Source organism: Kitasatospora sp. NPDC002551, from assembly GCF_040296005.1.
In the GTDB taxonomy this organism is placed as follows: domain Bacteria; phylum Actinomycetota; class Actinomycetes; order Streptomycetales; family Streptomycetaceae; genus Kitasatospora.
Map to the genome: position 1 here is coordinate 56,893 of NZ_JBEOWI010000026.1, position 19,716 is coordinate 76,608.

Sequence of the window (19,716 nt, forward strand, 5' to 3'; positions counted from 1 at the left end):
GGCTGCGCCGCAGGTCATCCTAGGCATTCGGGGTCCGTACGCCCGATCGGGGGATGACCTCGGACAACGTGTGTGACGCCCCGTCGGACGCGGACGATACGGACATTCGGGGTGATCGACTGACGACCGGTGAGCCGCCGCCGGAGCCCGGAACGCGGCCGGGAGTGTCGTTAAATGTGACCGTGTACTTCGATGTGGCCTCCACCGCACCGCTCCACCCCGTCGCCCGGCAGGCGCTGACCGCCGCCCTCGACGAGGGGTGGGCCGACCCGGCCCGGCTCTACCGCTCCGGGCGGCAGGCCCGGATGCTGCTGGACGCCGCCCGGGAGACCGTGGCCGAGGTGCTCGGCTGCCGGGCCGACGAGATCTCCTTCACCGCCAGCGGCACCCAGGCCGTCCAGCTCGGTGTGCTCGGCGCGCTGCAGGGCAACCGGCGGCGCGGCCGGCACCTGGTGCACTCCGCCGTCGAGCACTCCAGCGTGCTGCACACCGCGGAGCGGCACGCGGCCGCCGGCGGCGAGGTCGGCGAGGTGCCGGTGGACCGGCAGGGCCGGGTGGACCCGGTGGTGTTCGCGGCGGCCCTGCGGCCGGACACCGCGCTCGCGGTCCTGCAGTCCGCCAACCACGAGGTGGGCACGGTGCAGCCGGTCGCCGAGACGGCCGCCCGCTGCGGGGACGTGCCGCTGCTGGTGGACGCCGCGCAGAGCGCGGGGCGGACGGACGTGCCGGCCGGCTGGTCGCTGCTGACCGCCAGCGCGCACAAATGGGGCGGACCGGCCGGCGTCGGGGTGCTCGCGGTGCGCAAGGGCGTGCGGTTCGCCTCCCCGCTGCCCGCCGACGAGCGCGAGGGCGGCCGGGTGCCGGGGTTCGTCAACGTCCCGGCGATCGTCGCGGCGGCGGCCTCGCTGCGGGCGGTGCGGGCCGAGGCCGAGCGGGAGAACGCCCGGCTGCACGAGCTGGTCGAGCGGATCAGGGCCCGGGTGCCGCGGCTGGTGCCCGAGGTCGAGGTGGTCGGCGACCCGGTGCGGCGGCTGCCGCACCTCGTCACCTTCTCCTGCCTGTACGTGGACGGCGAGGTGCTGCTGGGCGAGCTGGACCGGGCCGGGTTCGCCGTCTCCTCCGGCTCCTCGTGCACCTCCTCCACGCTGACCCCGAGCCATGTGCTGGCGGCGATGGGCGTGCTCACCGAGGGCAACGTGCGGGTCTCGCTGCCCTTCGGCACCGCGGAGGCGGACGTCGAGCGGTTCCTGGCCGTCCTGCCGGAGGTGGTGGCCGGCGTCCGCGCCCCGCTGGGGCTGGACCTGGCACCGCCGGCCGCCGCCGGGGAGCCGTCCGACGGGACGCTCACCATCGACGCGCTGGGCAAGCGGTGTCCGCTGCCGGTGATCGAGCTGGCCAGGCGGATCGGCGAGGTGCCGGTGGGCGGTACGGTCGCGGTGCTGGCCGACGACGAGGCGGCCCGGCTGGACGTCCCGGCCTGGTGCGCGATGCGCGGGCAGGAGTACCTGGGCGAGGCCCCGGCCGCCGGGTACGGCGGCGACCGGGGCTCGGCCTACCTGGTGCGGCGGGTCAGTTGACCAGGTGCGCGCGCACCTCCGCGCCGGCCTCCTCGCCGTAGGCGGCGACGAAGCGCTGCAGGAAGTCGTGCGGGCGCAGCTCGTACTCCTGGGTGCCGACGGTCTCGATCACCAGGGTGGCGAGCATGCAGCCGAGCTGGGCGGAGCGCTCCAGCTCCAGGTCCCAGGACAGGCCCGCCAGGAAGCCGGCGCGGAAGGCGTCGCCGACACCGGTCGGGTCCACCTTGGCGTTCTCCGGGGCGCAGCCGACCAGCACCGGGGACTCGCCCTTGCGGTCGATCCGCACGCCCTTGCTGCCCAGGGTGGTGATCCGGGTGCCGACCCGGGTGAGGATCTCCTCGGAGTCCCAGCCGGTCTTGGACTCGATCAGCGCGGCCTCGTACTCGTTGGTGAAGAGGTACGCGGCGCCGTCGACGATCTGGCGGATGTCGTGGCCGTCGAGGCGGGCCAGCTGCTGGGACGGGTCGGCGGCGAAGGCGTAGCCGCGGGTGCGGCACTCCTGGGTGTGGCGGACCATCGCCTGCGGGTCGTCGGCGCCGATCAGCACCAGGTCGAGGCCGCCGACGCGGTCGGCGATCGGCTCCAGCTCGATGTTGCGGGCCTCGGCCATGGCACCGGTGTAGAACGAGGCGATCTGGTTGTGGTCCTCGTCCGTGGTGCACATGAAGCGAGCGGTGTGCCGCGTCTCCGAGATGTGGACGGACTGGCAGTCCACGTTGTTGCGCTCCAGCCAGCTGCGGTACTCGGCGAAGTCCGCGCCTGCCGCGCCGACCAGGATCGGGCTCAGGCCCAGGACACCCATGCCGAAGGCGATGTTCGGCGCGACGCCGCCGCGGCGGATGTCGAGGGTGTCGACCAGGAAGGACAGCGACACGGTGTGCAGCTGCTCGGCGACCAGCTGGTCGGCGAACCGGCCGGGGAAGGTCATCAGGTGGTCGGTCGCGATCGAGCCGGCGACGGCGATACGCACGGGGTCTCCTCAGGATGGCGGCGGGGCCATGGGACAACGGGGTGGAACCCACCCACGGTACCCGGCGGGTACGGGGCGCCAGCAAGACTGCGCGTGCGCCGGTGGCCGTCCGCCGGCACCCGTCGCCCCCGATCGTGTACTACCACGGGGTAGCTCTGGTGGGCCCCGGTCCGCCCGGCCTAGGGTCGCAGAGAGGGGCCTTTCCGGCCCCGTCCCAGGCCCGTGGCGCCGCTGCCACGGCACCGGTGGATCGGAGTGATGGCCGATGATGCCCAGTCACCACCCGCTGCGGGTTCCGCCCGCCCTGCGCGGTGAGGCGGACGGCGAGTCGCTGGACGCGCTGGTGGACTCCTCGCGCCGGCTGCGGCGGTTCTGGCCGCTGCTGGCGACCGGCCCGCAGGACAGCGTGCCGGCCCGGTCCGGCTTCCGCGTCTCCTCCGGGGCGCAGCGACTGGTCGCGTCGATGCCCGAGTACGGCCCCTGAGGCGGGGCGCGAGGGACCGGAGGGGGCCGACGGGAACCGGGATCGTCCGGGGCACGTCACATCCGCGCGGTGCGGCCGGCACGGTGCGCCGCTGAGCCCTCGGGAGGATGTGCAGATGGATCTGGAGACGATGCCCCGGCGTTCCGGCCGGGCGCGGGCCACGGCACTGGCGGGCCTGGCGCTGGCGGCGGCGGCCGTCCTCGCCGGGTGCGGGAGCGGGAGCGGCGCGGGTTCGGACGCGGCGACCCCGGGCGCGGAGCGGACGCCGGCGAGCGCCGCCGCCTCCCCCGGCGCGGCCGCCCCTTCGGCCCCGGTCACCACGCCCGACCCGTCCGCCCCCGCTCCGGTGGCCACGCCGCCGGCCGACCCGTCGGCCACCGCCCCGGAGCCTCGCCCGGCCGATCCCTCGTCGGCCCCCACCGCCCCGGCGCTGACGCCCACCCCGGCACCCACTCCCCCGGGCGCGGGCGGCAACGGCATCGCGGTCGGCGAGCCGGCGCCGAACGGGTCCGGGAAGGGCTCGCAGGTGCATCCGGCGATCACCTACCGGGTGGACGGCAACCGGTTGACCGTCTGGTTCTACGGCGGGGTCTGTCAGCGGTACGCGCTCAAGGCGGACGAGTCCAAGCCGGGCCGGGTGGACGTCCGGGTGACCACGGCCGCGCCCGTCCCGGCCGGGCAGGACTGCGTCGCGGTGGCCCAGCGGCAGACGGTGACGGCCGACCTGAAGCAGCCCCTGCGGGGCCGGGCGGTGACCGATCTGGCGACCGGGCAGGAGGTGCCGCTGGAGGCGGACCCGAAGGTCGGCCCCGACCCGTCCGTTCCGGACATCCCGGGTGCCCCGTGACGGGGTGACCGGCGCCCGGACACGACGAAGGCGGCCCCGGGGATCCGGGGCCGCCTTCGCGTCGACGCCTAGCTGAACGAGTCGCCGCAGGCGCAGGAGCCGGTGGCGTTCGGGTTGTCGATCGTGAAGCCCTGCTTCTCGATGGTGTCGACGAAGTCGACGGTGGCGCCGCCCAGGTACGGGGCGCTCATCCGGTCGGTGACGACCTTGACGCCGTCGAAGTCCTTGACCACGTCGCCGTCGAGCGAGCGCTCGTCGAAGAACAGCTGGTAACGCAGGCCCGAGCAGCCGCCGGGCTGGACGGCGACCCGCAGCGCCAGGTCGTCCCGGCCTTCCTGCTCCAGCAGGGCCTTGACCTTGCCCGCGGCGGCATCGGTGAGGAGGATGCCACCCTCTACGGTGGTCTCGTCCTTGACGGTCATCTGCTTTCTCCCGGTCTTGACGACGGTCTGCCGCCAGTGCCAACCGACGGCCGCCCGGTTTCATTTCCCGGACGGCACGGTGTTTTCGGCGGTTCGTGGCGGCACGGTTCCGTGGGCCGGGCTTGCTACCCGCTCCCCATGCGCTTCCCATGCTCGCACACCGGCGGACACCGGTCACCGCCCGATGGGACCGATCCGGGTGAACCGGCCACGCCGCGGCGCCGGGGCGGCCAGGATGGTGGGCATGATCCTGCGCCCGGTCCAGGACACCGCCGCCGACGCGGAGGTGGTCCAGTCGCTCGCCCGTGCCGCGTTCGCCTCGCTCCCCGACGCCCCGGCCACCGAGCCGCCCCGGCCCTCCGTCTACCAGTCGGCCCGGACGAGACACCTGGCGCGCACCGATCCGCAGGGCTGCTGGCTCGCCGAGCTCGACGGCGAGCCGGTCGGCGCGGTGCTGGCGCTGCGCCGCGAGGGCGTCTGGGTGCTGGCGCTGCTGGTGGTGCTGCCGCGGGCGCAGGGCAAGGGGGTGGGCCGGCTGCTGCTGGACCGGGCCCTGGCGTACGGGCGCGGCTGTCTGCGCGGCATGCTGTGCTCCTCGCCGTCCCCGGCGGCCGTGCGCCGCTACCGGCTGGCCGGCTTCACGCTGTACCCGGCGATGCAGCTGACCGGGCGGGTGGACCGGTCCGGGCTGGTCGATCCGGGGGACATCCCGGTGCACCCGGGCAACGCGACGCACCAGCACCTGCTGGACTCGGTGGACCGGCGGCTGCGCGGCTCCGCGCACGGCCCGGACCACGGGCTGCTGCTCGCCCACTGCGAGGAGTTGCTGATCGCGGACTCGCTGGCGGGCAGCGGCTACTGCTACCGGGACGGCGGGGAGGTGAAGCTGCTGGCGGCCACCTCCAAGCGGATCGCCACCCGGCTGCTGCGCGAGGCGCTGGCCCGGGTGCCGGAGGGGACGCAGGCCCGGGTGGAGGCGCTGACCGCGGAGCAGGAGTGGGCGCTGGACGTCGGCCTGGAGGTGGGACTGACCGTGGAGAGCCGAGGCTTCCTGGGCCTGCGCGGGATGCGCCCGCCGGCGCCGTACGTGCCGAACGGCGGGCTGCTGTAGGGCGCGGGAACGGCGGGACCCCCGCCGGGCCGGGGCCGGGCGGGGGTCCGTCGACGGGTGCGTCACGCCATGGTGTCGAGGATCTCCCTGACCATCTCCATGGTGGTGCCCGGGTGCAGGAAGGCGAACCGGGCGACGGTCTCGCCGTCCCAGCCGGTGGGGGTGACGAAGCCGATCTGGTCCGCGAGCAGCTGCTGCGACCAGCGGTAGTAGTCGTCGTTGGTCCAGCCCTTGCGCTTGAAGCAGACCGCGGAGAGCTGCGGGTCGAACAGCAGCTCCAGGTGGTCGGTGTCGCGGATGAGCCGGGCGGTGTCCCGGGCGAGGGTGAGGCCGGCCTCGATGGCGTCGGTGTACGCCTGGACGCCGTGCACGGCGAGCGAGAACCAGAGCGGCAGGCCGCGGGCGCGCCGGGTCAGGTGGTAGGCGTAGTCGGTGGGGTTCCACTCGTCGCCCTCGGTGTGCAGGACGTCCAGGTAGGAGGCGTCCTGGGTGTGCACGGCGCGGGCGAGCTGGGGGTTGCGGTAGATCAGCGCGGCGCAGTCGAACGGCGCGAAGAGCCACTTGTGCGGGTCGACGACGAAGGAGTCGGCGTGCTCGATGCCGTTGTAGCGCTCCCGGACGGAGGGGGCGAACAGGCCCGCGCCGCCGTAGGCGCCGTCCACGTGGAACCAGAGGCCGCGCTCGCGGGCGACCTCGGACAGGCCCTGGAGGTCGTCGACGATGCCCTCGTTGGTGGTGCCGGCGGTGCCGACGACGGCGATCACGGTCTCCGGGTTCGGGTCGGCGGCCAGCGCGGCGCGCAGCGCCTCGCCGGTGAACCGGCGGTCGACGGTCGGCACCTTGAACGCCTCGACACCGATGATGTTGAAGGTGTTCTTGACCGAGGAGTGCACCTGGTCGGCGACGGCGATCCGCAGCCGGGCCTCCGGACCACTGGGTCGCCCCTCCTCGGCCAGACGGCGGCGGGCGGTGTCGCGGGCGACCACCAGCGCGGAGAGGTTGCCGGCCGAGCCGCCGGAGACGAAGGTGCCGCCGGCCGAGGCGGGCAGGCCGGCGCGGTCCGCTATCAGGCGCAGCACCTGGTTCTCGGCGGCGATCGCGCCGGCCGCCTCCAGCCAGGAGATGCCCTGGAGCGAGGCGCAGGAGACGACCATGTCGAAGAGCAGCGCGGCCTTGGTGGGGGCGCACGGGATGAAGGAGAGGTAGCGCGGGCTGTCGGCGGAGATCACCGCGCGGGAGAGCTCGTGGTCGTAGAGCTTGAGCACGTCGGCGGGGTTGTTGCCGTCCTGGTTGAGCAGGCCGGCCAGCTGGGTGCGCAGGTGCTCGCCGTCACCGGGGTGGTCGAGCGGGACCGGGTCGTACTGCAGCCGCTCGCGCATGTAGTCGAAAACCAGGTCGACCAGGTCGTTGTCGGGCCGGTGCATGCGGTCGGGGGCTGCGGACACGGGTGTCCCTCTCGGCTGTGGGGTGTCGGGGAGGGCCCGGCGGCACGGGGGTTGGCACCGCACGGCCGGACGTGATCAGCGTAGGCAGCGAGGGGCCCCGTCCGCGCGTCGGAACGCGGCCGGTCAGGCAGCTTTCGGGCGTCTTCGGCGGGGGGCGCGCAGGATTCCTGCGCGGGGCCCCGGAGAGGTCAGCCGATGAGCTGGGAGAGCACCACGGAGGAGCGGCTGCGCTGGACGCCGGGCTCGCGGCGGATCCGCTCGATGACCGCCTCCAGGTGGCGCATGTCGGCGGCCCGCAGGTGGACCAGCGCGTCCGGGTCGCCGGTGACCGTCCAGGCGGCGATCACCTCGGGGAACTGGCGCAGGCTGGCGAGGATCTCCTCGGGGGCGGTGCGCTCGCGGCAGTAGACCTCGACGAAGGCCTCGGTCTGCCAGCCGAGCACCGAGGGGTCGAGCACGACGGTGAAGCCGCGGACCACCCCGCGGGCCCGCAGCCGGTCGATCCGGCGGCGGACGGCGGTGGCGGAGAGGTTCACCTGGAGGCCGATCTCCGCGTAGGAGGCACGGCCGTCCCCGGCCAGCCGGGCGAGGAGGAGGCGGTCGGTCTCGTCCAGGGAGGCCCCGACCGTCTCGTGCGCTCGGCTGCTGCTCATCGGTGCGGGGCTCCACGGGTCGTGCGGCGTAGGGAACGGCGGCGGACGGCGGCGGCACGCCGAAACGGTTCGGCAACCATTCTGGCGGATGTCAGGAGTGAGTCCACCGCTGACGGATGACGGAGGGGGGACGTCCGCGCGTCGGCCGGAGGGTGACCGGCCGGTGCGGCGGCCCCCGCGGCGGCTCTCGCGGCGGCCGGTGATCAGCCGGTGAGCAGGACGATCTTGCCCCGGGTGCGGCCCTCCGCGCTGAGCGCCTGCGCCGAGGCGGCCTGGGCGAGCGGGAAGGTGGAGGCGACGGTCACCGTCAGCCGCCCGTCGTCGGCGAGCGCGGCCAGCTCCGCCAGCCCGGCGGCGTCCGGACGGACCCAGACGTACCGGCCGCCGCGCGCCCTGACCCCGAAGTCGGCGACCGAGGCGATCCGCGCCGGGTCGGCCACCAGGGCGGCCGAGACCTCGACGGCGTCGCCGCCGACCAGGTCCACCGCGGCGTCCACACCCTGCGGGGCGAGCGCCCGGACCCGCTCGGCCAGGCCCTCGCCGTGGCCGACCGGCTCGGCGCCCAGCGAGCGCAGGTACGCGTGGTTGCGCTCGCCGGCGGTGCCGATCACCCGGGCGCCGAAGGCCCTGGCGATCTGGACCGCCAGGTGTCCGACCCCGCCGGCGGCGGCGTGCACCAGGACGGTGTCCCCGGCGCCCGCGCCCACCGCCCGCAGCGTCTGGAGGGCGGTCAGCCCGGCCAGCGGCAGCCCGCCGGCCTGCGCCCAGTCCAGCGCGGCCGGCTTGCGGGCCAGGGTGCGCACCGGCGCGGCGACCAGCTCGGCGTAGGTGCCGTGCTCGACCGCGTCCTTGCGGACGTAGCCGTAGACCTCGTCCCCCGGGGCGAACTCGGTGACCCCGCCGCCCACCGCGCGGACCACCCCCGCCGCGTCCCAGCCCATCACCAGCGGGAAGTGCGCGTCGAGCAGGCCGTCCAGCCGGCCCTCCCGCACCTTCCAGTCGACCGGGTTCACCCCGGCCGCCCTGATCTGCACCAGGACCGAGTCCGGGCCGACCTTGGGATCGGGCAGGTCGGTGTACTCGACCACGTCGGGGCCGCCGTAGCGGTGGATCGCGATTGCCTTCATGCCACCAGCGAAACCCGGACCGGCCGGGATCACGGTTCGGCCACGCCGCAGCCGCCCCGGGAAGGCTCCGAACCGGCGAGCGGTTCTCGTCACATCGACAGGATGGCCATCGTCACTCTGACGCTAACCGGTTATCATAGATTGCGTCAGATAGACGAAAAGGCTGCACCGCTTGATCGGCCGCACAGAAGGGCGCCCGCCCGTGACCACCACCACCGAGACCTACGGCGTCGACCCCACCCCGACGCCGCTCGCTCTGCTGCTGCTCGGCCGCGAGGCCGACCCGAACAGCGAGCGCGGCGTCGAGTGCCCCGGCGACCTCCCCCCGGCCTCCGACCCGGACCTCGTCGACCGCGCCCGGGCCGCCAAGGCCGCGCTCGGCGACCGCGTCTTCATCCTGGGCCACCACTACCAGCGCGACGAGGTGATCGAGTTCGCCGACGTCACCGGCGACTCCTTCAAGCTCGCCCGCGACGCGGCGGCCCGCCCGGAGGCCGAGTACATCGTCTTCTGCGGTGTGCACTTCATGGCCGAGTCCGCCGACATCCTCACCGGCGACGCCCAGCAGGTCGTCCTGCCGGACCTCGCGGCCGGCTGTTCGATGGCCGACATGGCCACCGCCGAGCAGGTCGCCGAGTGCTGGGACGTGCTGACCGACGCCGGCATAGCCGACGTCACCGTCCCGGTCTCGTACATGAACTCCTCCGCCGACATCAAGGCCTTCACCGGCCGGCACGGCGGCACCATCTGCACCTCCTCCAACGCCAAGCGGGCGCTGGAGTGGGCGTTCGAGCAGGGCCGGAAGGTGCTGTTCCTGCCCGACCAGCACCTGGGCCGCAACACCGCGGTGCGCGACATGGGCTTCTCGCTGGACGACTGCGTCGTCTACAACCCGCACAAGCCGAACGGCGGCCTGACCGCCGAGCAGCTGTGGGACGCGAAGATGATCCTCTGGCGCGGCCACTGCTCGGTGCACGGGCGCTTCACCCTGGACTCGGTGAACGACGTGCGCGAGCGGATCCCGGGCGTCACCGTCCTGGTGCACCCGGAGTGCCGGCACGAGGTCGTCGCGGCCGCCGACATGGTGGGCTCGACCGAGTACATCATCAAGGCGCTGGACGCCGCCGAGCCCGGCTCCACGTGGGCCATCGGCACCGAGCTCAACCTGGTGCGCCGGCTCGCCAAGGCCCACCCGGACAAGGAGATCGTCTTCCTGGACCGGGCGGTCTGCTTCTGCTCCACCATGAACCGGATCGACCTGCCGCACCTGGTCTGGGCGCTGGAGTCGCTGGTCGAGGGCCGGGTGCCGAACGTGATCAGCGTCGACCCGGAGACCGAGAAGTACGCCAAGGCCGCGCTGGACCGGATGCTGGCCCTGCCGTAGCGGTCCGCCGCCGCGGCGGCGCGGACGACGAAGGGCGGGCCCCCTCCCCGGTGGGAGGGGGCCCGCCCCTGTGTCTGGCCGAGAACGGCGGCTACTCGGGAACGCCCGGGATGAGACCGTCACCCTCGGCCCGCAGCAGTTCGCGGACCTGGTCGATGGTGGCCTCGGCGTCCGGCAGGATCAGGTCGGACGGCTCCAGCGAGTCGTCCGGCAGCGGGGTGCCGAACTCCTTGACGGCGCCCAGCAGCTCGCCGAGCGCCCGGCGGAAGTGTTCCTCGTCCCCCGACTCCAGTGCGGTGAGGAGCTCCCCGTCGAGCTCGTTGAGGTGGTTCAGGTGGGACTCGCCCACCTCGAACTGCCCCTCACCCATGACCCTCATGATCATGCCGTGCGTCTCCCTGTTCCTGGGGGATGTGCCTTTCTGGGGGCCGCGCCCCGGAGAGTGCCCCGGGGCGCGGCTCAGGTCACTTGTTGTAGTTGATCCGCGGGGTGTCCTGCTGCTGCGGCGCGGCGTCCTGCGGGCGCCCCTGCTCGATGGCCTGCGGGCCGGCGGCCGGGGAGCCGCCGGTCAGCTCGGCCTTCATGCGGGCCAGCTCCAGCTCGACGTCGGAACCGCCGGCCACCCGCTCCAGCTCGGCCTCGATGTCGTCCTTGCGGCCGAGACCGCTGGCGTCGTCGAGCGCGCCGGAGGCCAGCAGCTCGTCGATCGCACCGGCCCGGGCCTGCATCTGCGCGGTCTTGTCCTCGGCCCGCTGGATCGCCAGACCGACGTCGCCCATCTCCTCCGAGATGCCGGAGAAGGACTCGGCGATCCGGGTCTGCGCCTGGGCCGCGGTGTAGGTGGCCTTGATGGTCTCCTTCTTGGTGCGGAAGGCGTCGACCTTCGCCTGCAGCCGCTGGGAGGCGAGCGTGAGCTTCTCCTCCTCGGCCTGCAACTGCTGGTACTGCACCTGCAGGTCGTTGATCTGGGACTGCATGTTCGACTTGCGGGTCAGGGCCTCGCGGGCGAGGTCCTCCCGGCCGAGCGAGAGCGCCTTGCGGCCCTGGTCCTCGTACTTCGCCGACTGCTGCTGCAGCTGGGTCAGCTGGAGCTCCAGACGCTTGCGCGAGGTGGCCACGTCCGCGACGCCACGACGCACCTTCTGCAGCAGCTCCAGCTGCTTCTGGTACGAATAATCCAGCGTCTCGCGCGGGTCTTCCGCCCGGTCCAGGGCCTTGTTCGCCTTGGAGCGGAAGATCAGCCCCATACGCTTCATGATTCCGTCGCTCATGGGCCTCGGGTGCCCCCTTCTCCGGCCTGCGGTCTCTATCTCGTTACCAGACACGACGAGTGTATGTGCAGCGAGCCCGTCGCCGCAGTGCACCTGCCTGCAACAAGCCTGCTACAGGTCGGTCCCGCAAAGCCTCCTCCGCGGGGTGGATCCCGCCCTCGTTCCACCCGCCGGTCAGCGGAGTGATCCCCTACGGGAAACCCCGGGAAAGCCCGGCCGCGCGCCGCCGGGACGCGATCGATATGCGTTTGGTTCCCGGGGGACCGGAGGAAGGCGCCCCGCACCCCGTACGCTGGTGGTGTGTTCCGACGCCGTTCAGATGATGCCGCTGCCTCCGCCGCCGTGCTGGAGAAGCAGGACGAGACGACCCAGCCCCGCGACCCGCAGGCGAAGAAGGGCCGGCCGACGCCCAAGCGCAGTGAGGCCGAGGCCCACCGGCGGACCCGGGTGAGCGTGCCCAAGGACCGCAAGGAGGCCACCCGCCAGGCCCGCGAGCGGATGCGCGCCGAGCGCGAGAAGCAGCGCACCGCGCTGCTGGAGGGGGACGAGCGCCACCTGCCGGCCCGTGACAAGGGCCCGGTGCGCAAGTTCACCCGCGACTACGTGGACGCCCGCTGGTCGCTGGCCGAGTTCTTCCTTCCGGCCGCCGTCGTCATCCTGGTGCTCAGCATCGTGAAGGTGCCGGCCCTCCAGCTGCTCTCCACGCTGCTGTTCCTGCTCTTCTTCGTCCTGGTGATCCTGGACTTCGTCCGGCTCGGCTTCGGCCTGCGCAAGCAGCTCGCCGAGCGCTTCGCCGGGCAGAACACCCGTGGCGCGGTCGCCTACGGCCTGATGCGCATCCTGCAGATGCGCCGGCTGCGACTGCCCAAGCCGCAGGTGCGGCGCGGGGAGAAGCCCTGACCGCCGAACCGGTGGACTCCGGCTGGGCCCCTCCCGTCTGGGACGGGCCCGGCCTCTACGTGCTCCCCGGCCAGGGCGGCGGCGGCCACGACCGGGTCGCCCAGGAGCGCGGCGGATACGACCGCGGCGGCCACGGGCTGACCGGGTACGAGCGGCGGCTGCCCTCGCGCAGCGGCTCCTTCGCCGGCGGCGCGGGCCCCTCCCCCGGCCGGTCCGGCTCGCTGCGCAACCTGGTCCGGCAGGAGATGGTCGCCCGGCAGCTCGCCGAGCAGCTCACCGGCCGCGCCGCGCAGCGCGTCCTCGACATCGGCTGCGGCCAGGGCACCCAGGCGCTGCGGCTGGCCCGGGCCGGCCACTACGTGACCGGCATCGACTCCGACCCGGCCGCGCTCGGCGTCGCCCAGCAGGTGCTGGCCGAGGAGCCCGAGGCGGTGCGGGAGCGGGTCCAGCTGCTGATCGGCGACGGCCACCAGTGCGGGCGCTGGTTCGGGGCGCGCAGCTTCGACGTCGTCCTCTGCCACGGCGTGCTGATGTACCTGCCGGACCCCGATCCGATGATCGCCTCACTGGCCCGGCTGCTCGCCCCCGGCGGGCTGCTCTCCCTGCTGGTGCGCAACCGCGACGCGCTCGCCCTGCGGCCCGCCGCCGCCGGCGACTGGCGGGCCGCCCTGGACGCCTTCGAGAGCGACCGGTACTACAACCGGCTCGGGCTGGCGGCCCGCGCCGACCGGATCGCCGACCTCGTCGTCACCCTCTCCGAGGTGTCCGTGCCGCTGCGGCACTGGTACGGCGTCCGGGTCTTCACCGACCACTCCCCCGACGACGCGGCGCCGCCGGTCGACGGGCGGCAGCTCGCCCAGCTGCTGGAGGCCGAGGAGCGGGCCGGGCGCACCGACCCGTACCGGCAGGTCGCCGGGATGCTGCACGTCGTCGGGATGAAGTAGCCCCGCCGGGGCGGGGAGGCCGGTGCCCGGCCGCCCGCCCGGGCGGGCGGCCGTCCGGCGGCTCAGTCCTCGTGCAGGCTCATCGTGTAGATCTCGCGGCCGTCGTCCAGCAGCACGGCGCGGTCCACGCCGTCCTCGGCCAGCTGCTTCCAGTTCTCCCCGATCCAGGTCTCCGCGTCCCCCTGGCCGGCGAACTCCTCCGCCTGCCCGTTGCCCGGGGCCACCACGGTGCCGTCCGCCCTCTCGTACCGCCACGTCCAGACCATGCCCGGCTCCTCCCGCCGACGATCAGCGATGCGCTGTGCAGCGCACCCTAAGCCCTCAGGTTGCCCGGCGGGATCTTCGGTATGCGCGGTGCGCGAGGATGGCGTGCATGACACCTGACGCCCCGCTCCCCCGCACCCTGCTCCTCGGCGGCGCCCGGTCCGGCAAGTCCACCCGGGCCGAGCAGCTGCTCGCGCACCACGAGGACGTGCTGTACGTCGCCACCGGCGGCACCCGCGAGGGCGACGCCGAGTGGGCGCAGCGGGTCGCGCTGCACCGGGAACGGCGCCCGGCGAGCTGGCGCACCGCCGAGACCTGCGACCTGGAGGCGGTCCTGGCCGACCCCGCCGACCCGGCTCCGGTGCTGGTCGACTGCCTGGCGCTGTGGCTCACCGCCGTGATGGACGAGTGCGGCGCCTGGGACGACGCGGTGTGGGCGGACGGCGGCGAGGCCGCGGTGCAGCGGCGCTGCGCGGCGCTGGCGGCGGCCTGGGCCGGCACCCGGCGCCAGGCGGTGGCGGTCAGCAACGAGGTGGGCATGGGCGTCGTCCCGGCCACCGCCGCGGGCCGCCGGTTCCGCGACACCCTGGGCCGGCTCAACATGGCGGTCGCCGACGCCTCGGAGCGTGTGCTGCTGGTGGTGGCGGGGCAGGTTCTCACCGTCAAGCCCGCCGTTGGCTGAACACCTCGCCCGCTCACCTCCAGGGCGTCGGAACACCTGCGGCGTGTAGCCTTCCGGACGATGGACACGACCGTGGATCTCGATACGTTCTCCTCGCTCGTCGAGCGCCCCGACGAGAGCGCCCGGCGCGCCGCCGAGGAGCGGTGGCAGGAGCTGGACCGGCCTCGCAACGGCCTCGGCAGGCTGGAGGAGCTGGGCGCCTGGCTGTCGTCCGTGCAGGGGCTCTCCCCGGTGCGGCCGCTGTCGGCGCCCAAGGTGGTGCTGTTCGCGGCCGACCACGGCGTGGCCCGCCTCGGGGTGTCCCGGCTGCCCGCGCAGGGCGGTACGGCGGCGCGGGTGCGGGCCGTGCTCGACGGCACCGCGCCGGTGGCGCTGCTCGCCCGGCGGTTCGGCGCCGGGGTGCGGGTGGTGGACGTCGCGGTCGACGCCGACGCCGGCGACTTCCCCGACGAGGTGACGGCGCACCGGGTGCGGCGCGGCTCCGGGCGGATCGACGTCGAGGACGCGCTGAGCCCGGAGGAGACCGCCAAGGCGTTCCGGGCCGGCATGGCGGTGGCCGACGAGGAGGCCGACGCCGGGACCGACCTGGTGGTGCTGGGCGACCTCGGGGTGGGCGCCACCACGGTGGCGGCGGTGCTGGTCGGCGCGCTCTGCGGGACGGACGCGGCGGCGGTCACCGGGCGCGGGTCGGGCATCGACGACCGGGTGTGGATGGTCAAGTGCGCCACGGTGCGGGACTCGCTGCGACGGGCCCGGCCGGTGCTGGGCGACCAGCTGGCGCTGCTCGGGGCGACCGGCGGCGCGGACTTCGCGGCGATCACCGGGTTCCTGCTGCAGGCCGCGGTGCGCAAGCTGCCGGTGGTGCTGGACGGCGTCGTCTCGGCGGCGTGCGCGCTGGTCGCGCAGCGGATCGCGTTCCGGGCGCCGGAGTGGTGGCGGGCCGGGCAGAGCAGCGGTGAGCCGGCGCAGGCGAAGGCGTACGACCGGCTGACGCTGACGCCGCTGCAGGAGCAGGGGATCACCATGGGCGAGGGGGTCGGCGCGCTGATGGCGCTGCCGCTGCTCCAGGCGGCGGCGGACACGCTGGCCGAGAAGATGCCGCAGCCGTTCGTGCCGGCGGCGCCGAAGGAGCCGGCGCGGCTGCCCACGGCGGCGGAGCTGCTGGGCAAGCTGTAGAGGATTTCGGGGCCCGGGCCGCGTCGTGACGACGGGCCCGGGCCCTTTCGCTGTTCCGAGTGGTCGGTGGGTGGTCGTTGTGTGGGACGGGCTGCGGTTCGCGTTCGGGACCCTGTCGGTGGTGCCGGTGCGGGTGCGGCGGTGGGACCGGGAGGCCGGGGGGCGGGCGATGGTGCTCGCGCCGGTGGTCGGGGTGGTGCTGGGGGCGGTCGCGGCGGGCACCGGGGCGCTGGTCGCCTGGCGGGCCGGCGGGCTGCTCGGGGCGGTGGCGGCGGTCGGGGTGCTCGCGGTGCTCACCCGGGGGCTGCACCTGGACGGGCTCGCGGACGTCGCGGACGGCCTGGGCAGCGGGAAGCCCGCCGAGGACGCCCTGCGGATCATGAAGCAGTCGGACATCGGCCCGTTCGGTGTGCTCACCCTCGTCCTCGTGCTGCTGGCGCAGGTGGCGGCGCTCGCCGGGCAGTTCGCCGTCTCCCCGCTGCGCGGTGCGCTCGCGGTGCTCGCGGCGGCGGTGGCGGCGCGCTGCGCGCTCGCCTGGGGATGCCTGCGCCGGGTGCCGGCGGCCCGGCCGGGCGGGCTGGGCGCGATGGTGGCGAGCACGGTGGCGCCGGGTGCGGCCGTCGCCTCGACGGGCGGTGCGGCGGCCCTGCTCGCCCTCGTCGGCCTGACCGACGGCTCGTCAGCCGCCCTGCTGCCCGCGGCCGTTGTGCTGGGAGCCGGCGGAGCCCGGCCGCTGCTGCGGCGCTGCGTGCGCAGGTTCGGCGGGATCACCGGGGACGTGCTCGGCGCGATGGCCGAGACCGCCGCGACCGGTGCGCTGCTGGTCCTCGCGCTGCTGGGCTGAGGAGGGCGCCAAAGCCCCTGCGCCGAAAGGCGGTACACCGGGCGGCGCGTGATCCCAGCATGCGGACTACCATGCGGGGAGCACCGCAGCCCTGCACCGTCGCAGGTCCTGCCCGGCGGGCGCGCGTTGAGGCGCCGGGGCCTCTGGTGTGCGCGACCGCCGCCGCGGTGGGCGCGCGCAGCCAGGGGCCCCGGGTCCGGCGGGCACCCGCCGGTCGGCCTGGCCGGCGGTCCGGGCTGCGCCGGTGCGGCACTCGCGCCGCGACCGGTCGTGGACCGCGAAAGAACAGGACGTTTTACGTGACTGCATTGTCTGTGAGCACCTCCGCCGCCGCCTCGCTGCGTGCGGACGCCCTGGTGATCGGTGTGGCGAAGGGCCCGAAGGGCATCGTGCCGGCCCCCGGCTCCGAGGCCGTGGCCGAGGCGTTCGAGGGCAAGCTGGCCGAGGTTCTCAGCACGCTGGGCGCCACCGGCGCCGAGGGCGAGACCGTCAAGGTGCCCTCCCCCGCCGGTCTGAAGGCCCCGCTCGTGCTCGCGGTCGGTCTCGGTGAGGCCGCCGAGGGCGGGTACGAGCTGGAGGCCCTGCGCCGCGCCGCCGGTGTGGCCGCCCGCACCCTGGCCGGCGGCAAGAAGGCCGCGCTGGCCCTGCCGGCCGAGTCGGCCGACGAGATCGAGGCGGTCGCGCTGGGCGGTCTGCTCGGCGCCTACGCGTTCGGCAGCTACAAGAACAACGGCAACGGCGGCAAGGAGCCGGTCGGCGAGCTGGTGCTGCTGTCGACCCGCAAGGGCAGCAAGGAGGCCAAGGCCGCGGTCGAGCGCGCCCTGGTCGTCGGCGAGGAGATGAACCGCGCCCGCGACCTGGTCAACACCGCCCCGAACGACCTGAACCCGAAGTCCTTCGCCGCGATCGCCCAGGCGGCCGGCAAGGAGCACGGCCTCAAGGTCGAGGTGCTGGACGAGAAGGCGCTGCTCAAGGGCGGCTACGGCGGTCTGCTCGGCGTCGGCAACGGCTCGGTCAACCCGCCGCGCCTGGTGAAGGTGGCCTACACCCACCCGAAGGCCAAGGCCAGCCTGGCGTTCGTCGGCAAGGGCATCACCTACGACTCGGGCGGCATCTCGCTGAAGCCGGCCGGCCACAACGAGACCATGAAGTGCGACATGGCCGGTGCCGCCGCGGTGTTCGCCGCCGTCGTCGCCGCCAAGCGCCTGGGCCTGCAGGTCAACGTCACCGCCTGGCTGGCGCTGGCGGAGAACATGCCGTCCGGCTCGGCCACCCGCCCCGGCGACGTGCTGCGGATGTACGGCGGCAAGACCGTCGAGGTGCTGAACACCGACGCCGAGGGCCGCCTGGTGCTGGCCGACGCCATCGTGCGGGCCGGCGAGGAGAACCCGGACGTGATCGTCGACGTCGCCACCCTGACCGGCGCGATGATGATGGCGCTGGGCAACCGCACCTTCGGTGTGATGGCCAACGCCGACGAGCTGCGCGAGACCCTGCACGCCGCCGCCGGCGAGGTGGGCGAGCAGTCCTGGCCGATGCCGCTGCCGGCCGAGCTGCGCAAGGGCATGACCGAGTCGACCATCGCCGACCTGGCCAACATGGGCGAGCGGATGGGCGGCGGCCTGGTGGCCGGTCTGTTCCTCAAGGAGTTCGTGGCCGAGGGCATCGACTGGGCGCACCTGGACATCGCCGGCCCGGCGTTCCACGAGGGCGCGCCGTTCGGCTACACCCCCAAGGGCGGCACCGCCTCCGCGGTGCGCACCCTGGTCCGCTTCGCCGAGCAGAAGGCGGCGGGCGGCAAGGCCTGACGGCCGGGTACGACCAGCGGACGGGGTCCGGCGCGCACGCGCCGGGCCCCGTCCGGCTTCCCGGGCCCGGGTTACCTGCCGGTAGGGGACGCGGGGCGACCGCCGCACCCCTGTTCGCTGCGGGCGAAACTTTGTTCCACCATGCGGAACCGGCGGCTCCGCGGCCCCGCGAGCCCCCGCCCGGCCACCTGTCAATACCGCCTTGAGCTGCGACGATGCCCCTGCGCACAGAGCATTCCCGGTGCTGTCACCACCCCTCGGGACACCCCTGGAGCGGACCCGGACATCAGTCGCCGTGAACAAGTGCGAAGATGTATTTCCGGCACGACTGGGCGCCCCACAAAGGCTTCCGACCCACCGGACCGCGACCGGCCCGGCGATCCACACCCCATTGCATGGAGGACGTGACGTGGCGAACGACGCCAGCACCGTTTTCGACGTAGTCATTCTCGGAGGCGGAAGCGGCGGTTACGCCGCGGCGCTCCGCGGCGCCCAGCTGGGCCTGAGCGTCGCCCTGGTCGAGAAGGGTGAGCTGGGCGGTACCTGCCTGCACCGCGGCTGCATCCCGACCAAGGCCCTGCTGCACGCGGCCGAGATCGCCGACGAGACGAAGGAGGCCGCCGAGTTCGGCGTGCTGGCCACCTTCCAGGGCATCGACATCAACGGCGTCCACAAGTACAAGGACGACGTCATCGCCGGCCTGTACAAGGGCCTGCAGGGCCTGGTGGCGTCCCGCAAGGTCACCTTCATCCAGGGCGAGGGCAAGCTCTCCTCGCAGACCTCGGTGGACGTCAACGGCCAGCGCATCGAAGGCCGCCACATCGTCCTGGCCACCGGCTCCGTGCCGCGCTCGATCCCCGGCCTGGAGATCGACGGCAACCGCGTGATCTCCTCGGACCACGCCCTCAAGCTCGACCGCATCCCGAAGTCGGCCGTCATCCTCGGCGGCGGCGTGATCGGTGTCGAGTTCGCCTCCGTCTGGAAGTCCTTCGGCGTCGACGTCACCATCGTCGAGGCCCTGCCGCACCTGGTCCCGCTGGAGGACGAGAACTCCTCCAAGCTGCTGGAGCGCGCCTTCCGCAAGCGTGGCATCAAGTTCGAGCTGAAGGCCCGCTTCTCCGGCGTCGAGTACACCGAGACCGGTGTGCGCGTCTCCACCGAGAACGGCAAGCAGATCGACGCCGACCTGCTGCTCGTCGCCATCGGCCGCGGCCCGGTCTCGGCCGGCCTCGGCTACGAGGAGAACGGGGTCGCGATGGACCGCGGCTACGTCCTCGTCGACGAGTACATGCGCACCAACGTGCCGACCGTCTCGGCCGTCGGCGACCTCGCCCCGACCCTGCAGCTGGCGCACGTCGGCTTCGCCGAGGGCATCCTGGTCGCGGAGCGCCTGGCCGGCCTCAAGCCGGTGCCGATCGACTACGACGGCGTCCCGCGCGTCACCTACTCCAACCCCGAGGTGGCCTCCGTCGGCATCTCCGAGGCCAAGGCCGTCGAGCTGTACGGCAAGGAGAAGGTCGTCACCCTCAAGTACAACCTGGCCGGCAACGGCAAGAGCAAGATCCTGAAGACCGCCGGCGAGATCAAGCTCGTCCAGGTCAAGGACGGCGCCGTGGTCGGTGTCCACATGGTCGGCGCCCGCATGGGCGAGCAGGTCGGCGAGGCCCAGCTGATCTACAACTGGGAGGCCCTGCCGGCCGAGGTCGCGCAGCTCATCCACGCCCACCCGACCCAGTCCGAGGCCCTCGGCGAGGCGCACCTGGCGCTGGCCGGCAAGCCGCTGCACGCGCACGACTGATCGCGCCCC

The 19,716-nt window shown here is 74.0% G+C and carries 20 protein-coding genes; 12 read left to right on the forward strand and 8 right to left on the reverse strand.

Annotated elements, in window-relative coordinates:
* Positions 1–182: 182 nt before the first annotated feature.
* Positions 183–1,577, forward strand: a complete 1,395-nt coding sequence (locus ABT093_RS22125; RefSeq protein ID WP_350566777.1) for a cysteine desulfurase/sulfurtransferase TusA family protein — start codon at positions 183–185, stop codon at positions 1,575–1,577.
* Here ABT093_RS22125 and ABT093_RS22130 read toward each other — a convergent pair.
* The gene (locus tag ABT093_RS22130) at positions 1,570–2,547 is read right to left on the reverse strand and encodes a carbohydrate kinase family protein (RefSeq protein WP_350566779.1); all 978 of its coding nucleotides are present in this window, start codon (positions 2,545–2,547) and stop codon (positions 1,570–1,572) included. The genes ABT093_RS22125 and ABT093_RS22130 overlap by 8 nt on opposite strands.
* Before the next feature lie 265 nt (positions 2,548–2,812).
* On the opposite strand from ABT093_RS22130, the gene ABT093_RS22135 reads away from it, so the two are divergent.
* Entirely contained in the window at positions 2,813–3,031 is a 219-nt protein-coding gene (locus ABT093_RS22135) for a hypothetical protein (RefSeq protein ID WP_350566781.1), read from the forward strand.
* A gap of 115 nt (positions 3,032–3,146) precedes the next feature.
* Positions 3,147–3,878: a hypothetical protein gene (locus ABT093_RS22140; protein WP_350566782.1), complete on the forward strand. Its 732-nt coding sequence runs from the start codon at positions 3,147–3,149 to the stop codon at positions 3,876–3,878.
* A gap of 68 nt (positions 3,879–3,946) precedes the next feature.
* Here the strand turns inward: ABT093_RS22140 and ABT093_RS22145 are convergent, their stop codons facing one another.
* On the reverse strand, positions 3,947–4,300 hold the full coding sequence (locus ABT093_RS22145) for a HesB/IscA family protein (protein ID WP_350549538.1): 354 nt from the start codon (positions 4,298–4,300) through the stop codon (positions 3,947–3,949).
* Positions 4,301–4,544: 244 nt separating this feature from the next.
* Here ABT093_RS22145 and ABT093_RS22150 point away from each other — a divergent pair, with 244 nt between their 5' ends.
* Positions 4,545–5,411 (forward strand): GNAT family N-acetyltransferase, encoded by an 867-nt coding sequence (locus ABT093_RS22150; protein WP_350566784.1) that lies wholly within the window; start codon positions 4,545–4,547, stop codon positions 5,409–5,411.
* Between the two features lie 62 nt (positions 5,412–5,473).
* Here the strand turns inward: ABT093_RS22150 and ABT093_RS22155 are convergent, their stop codons facing one another.
* From ABT093_RS22155 to ABT093_RS22165, 3 genes are all read right to left on the reverse strand, one after another.
* Complete coding sequence (locus ABT093_RS22155) at positions 5,474–6,856, reverse strand: pyridoxal phosphate-dependent decarboxylase family protein (RefSeq protein ID WP_350566786.1); 1,383 nt, start codon at positions 6,854–6,856, stop codon at positions 5,474–5,476.
* A 188-nt stretch (positions 6,857–7,044) separates the two neighbouring features.
* Positions 7,045–7,509 (reverse strand): Lrp/AsnC family transcriptional regulator, encoded by a 465-nt coding sequence (locus ABT093_RS22160; RefSeq protein WP_350566788.1) that lies wholly within the window; start codon positions 7,507–7,509, stop codon positions 7,045–7,047.
* 203 nt (positions 7,510–7,712) lie between these two features.
* Positions 7,713–8,636, reverse strand: coding sequence for an NADP-dependent oxidoreductase (locus tag ABT093_RS22165; protein WP_350566789.1), 924 nt, complete (start codon positions 8,634–8,636; stop codon positions 7,713–7,715).
* Between the two features lie 202 nt (positions 8,637–8,838).
* Here ABT093_RS22165 and nadA point away from each other — a divergent pair, with 202 nt between their 5' ends.
* A complete protein-coding gene (nadA, locus tag ABT093_RS22170) occupies positions 8,839–10,020 on the forward strand; it encodes a quinolinate synthase NadA (protein ID WP_350566791.1) in 1,182 nt (393 codons plus the stop codon).
* A 91-nt stretch (positions 10,021–10,111) separates the two neighbouring features.
* On the opposite strand, the gene pspAA is transcribed toward nadA, so the two are convergent.
* Together pspAA and ABT093_RS22180 are read right to left on the reverse strand one after the other, a co-directional pair.
* Complete coding sequence (pspAA, locus tag ABT093_RS22175; protein WP_350566793.1) at positions 10,112–10,405, reverse strand: PspA-associated protein PspAA; 294 nt, start codon at positions 10,403–10,405, stop codon at positions 10,112–10,114.
* 79 nt (positions 10,406–10,484) lie between these two features.
* Complete coding sequence (locus ABT093_RS22180; protein WP_350566795.1) at positions 10,485–11,291, reverse strand: PspA/IM30 family protein; 807 nt, start codon at positions 11,289–11,291, stop codon at positions 10,485–10,487.
* Between the two features lie 300 nt (positions 11,292–11,591).
* Here ABT093_RS22180 and ABT093_RS22185 point away from each other — a divergent pair, with 300 nt between their 5' ends.
* Together ABT093_RS22185 and ABT093_RS22190 are read left to right on the forward strand one after the other, a co-directional pair.
* Positions 11,592–12,191: a DUF3043 domain-containing protein gene (locus ABT093_RS22185; protein WP_350566796.1), complete on the forward strand. Its 600-nt coding sequence runs from the start codon at positions 11,592–11,594 to the stop codon at positions 12,189–12,191.
* Positions 12,192–12,436: 245 nt separating this feature from the next.
* The gene (locus ABT093_RS22190; protein ID WP_502884287.1) at positions 12,437–13,135 is read left to right on the forward strand and encodes a class I SAM-dependent methyltransferase; all 699 of its coding nucleotides are present in this window, start codon (positions 12,437–12,439) and stop codon (positions 13,133–13,135) included.
* 62 nt (positions 13,136–13,197) lie between these two features.
* Here ABT093_RS22190 and ABT093_RS22195 read toward each other — a convergent pair whose 3' ends face one another.
* On the reverse strand, positions 13,198–13,401 hold the full coding sequence (locus ABT093_RS22195; protein WP_350566800.1) for a hypothetical protein: 204 nt from the start codon (positions 13,399–13,401) through the stop codon (positions 13,198–13,200).
* A gap of 107 nt (positions 13,402–13,508) precedes the next feature.
* On the opposite strand from ABT093_RS22195, the gene cobU reads away from it, so the two are divergent.
* From cobU to lpdA, 5 genes are all read left to right on the forward strand, one after another.
* Positions 13,509–14,081, forward strand: a complete 573-nt coding sequence (cobU, locus tag ABT093_RS22200) for a bifunctional adenosylcobinamide kinase/adenosylcobinamide-phosphate guanylyltransferase (protein ID WP_350566801.1) — start codon at positions 13,509–13,511, stop codon at positions 14,079–14,081.
* Between the two features lie 60 nt (positions 14,082–14,141).
* On the forward strand, positions 14,142–15,257 hold the full coding sequence (locus ABT093_RS22205) for a nicotinate-nucleotide--dimethylbenzimidazole phosphoribosyltransferase (RefSeq protein WP_350566803.1): 1,116 nt from the start codon (positions 14,142–14,144) through the stop codon (positions 15,255–15,257).
* A gap of 70 nt (positions 15,258–15,327) precedes the next feature.
* Entirely contained in the window at positions 15,328–16,101 is a 774-nt protein-coding gene (locus ABT093_RS22210) for an adenosylcobinamide-GDP ribazoletransferase (protein WP_350566805.1), read from the forward strand.
* A 299-nt stretch (positions 16,102–16,400) separates the two neighbouring features.
* Complete coding sequence (locus tag ABT093_RS22215; protein WP_350566807.1) at positions 16,401–17,909, forward strand: leucyl aminopeptidase; 1,509 nt, start codon at positions 16,401–16,403, stop codon at positions 17,907–17,909.
* Between the two features lie 391 nt (positions 17,910–18,300).
* On the forward strand, positions 18,301–19,707 hold the full coding sequence (gene lpdA, locus ABT093_RS22220) for a dihydrolipoyl dehydrogenase (protein ID WP_350566810.1): 1,407 nt from the start codon (positions 18,301–18,303) through the stop codon (positions 19,705–19,707).
* The last annotated feature ends 9 nt before the right edge of the window (positions 19,708–19,716 follow it).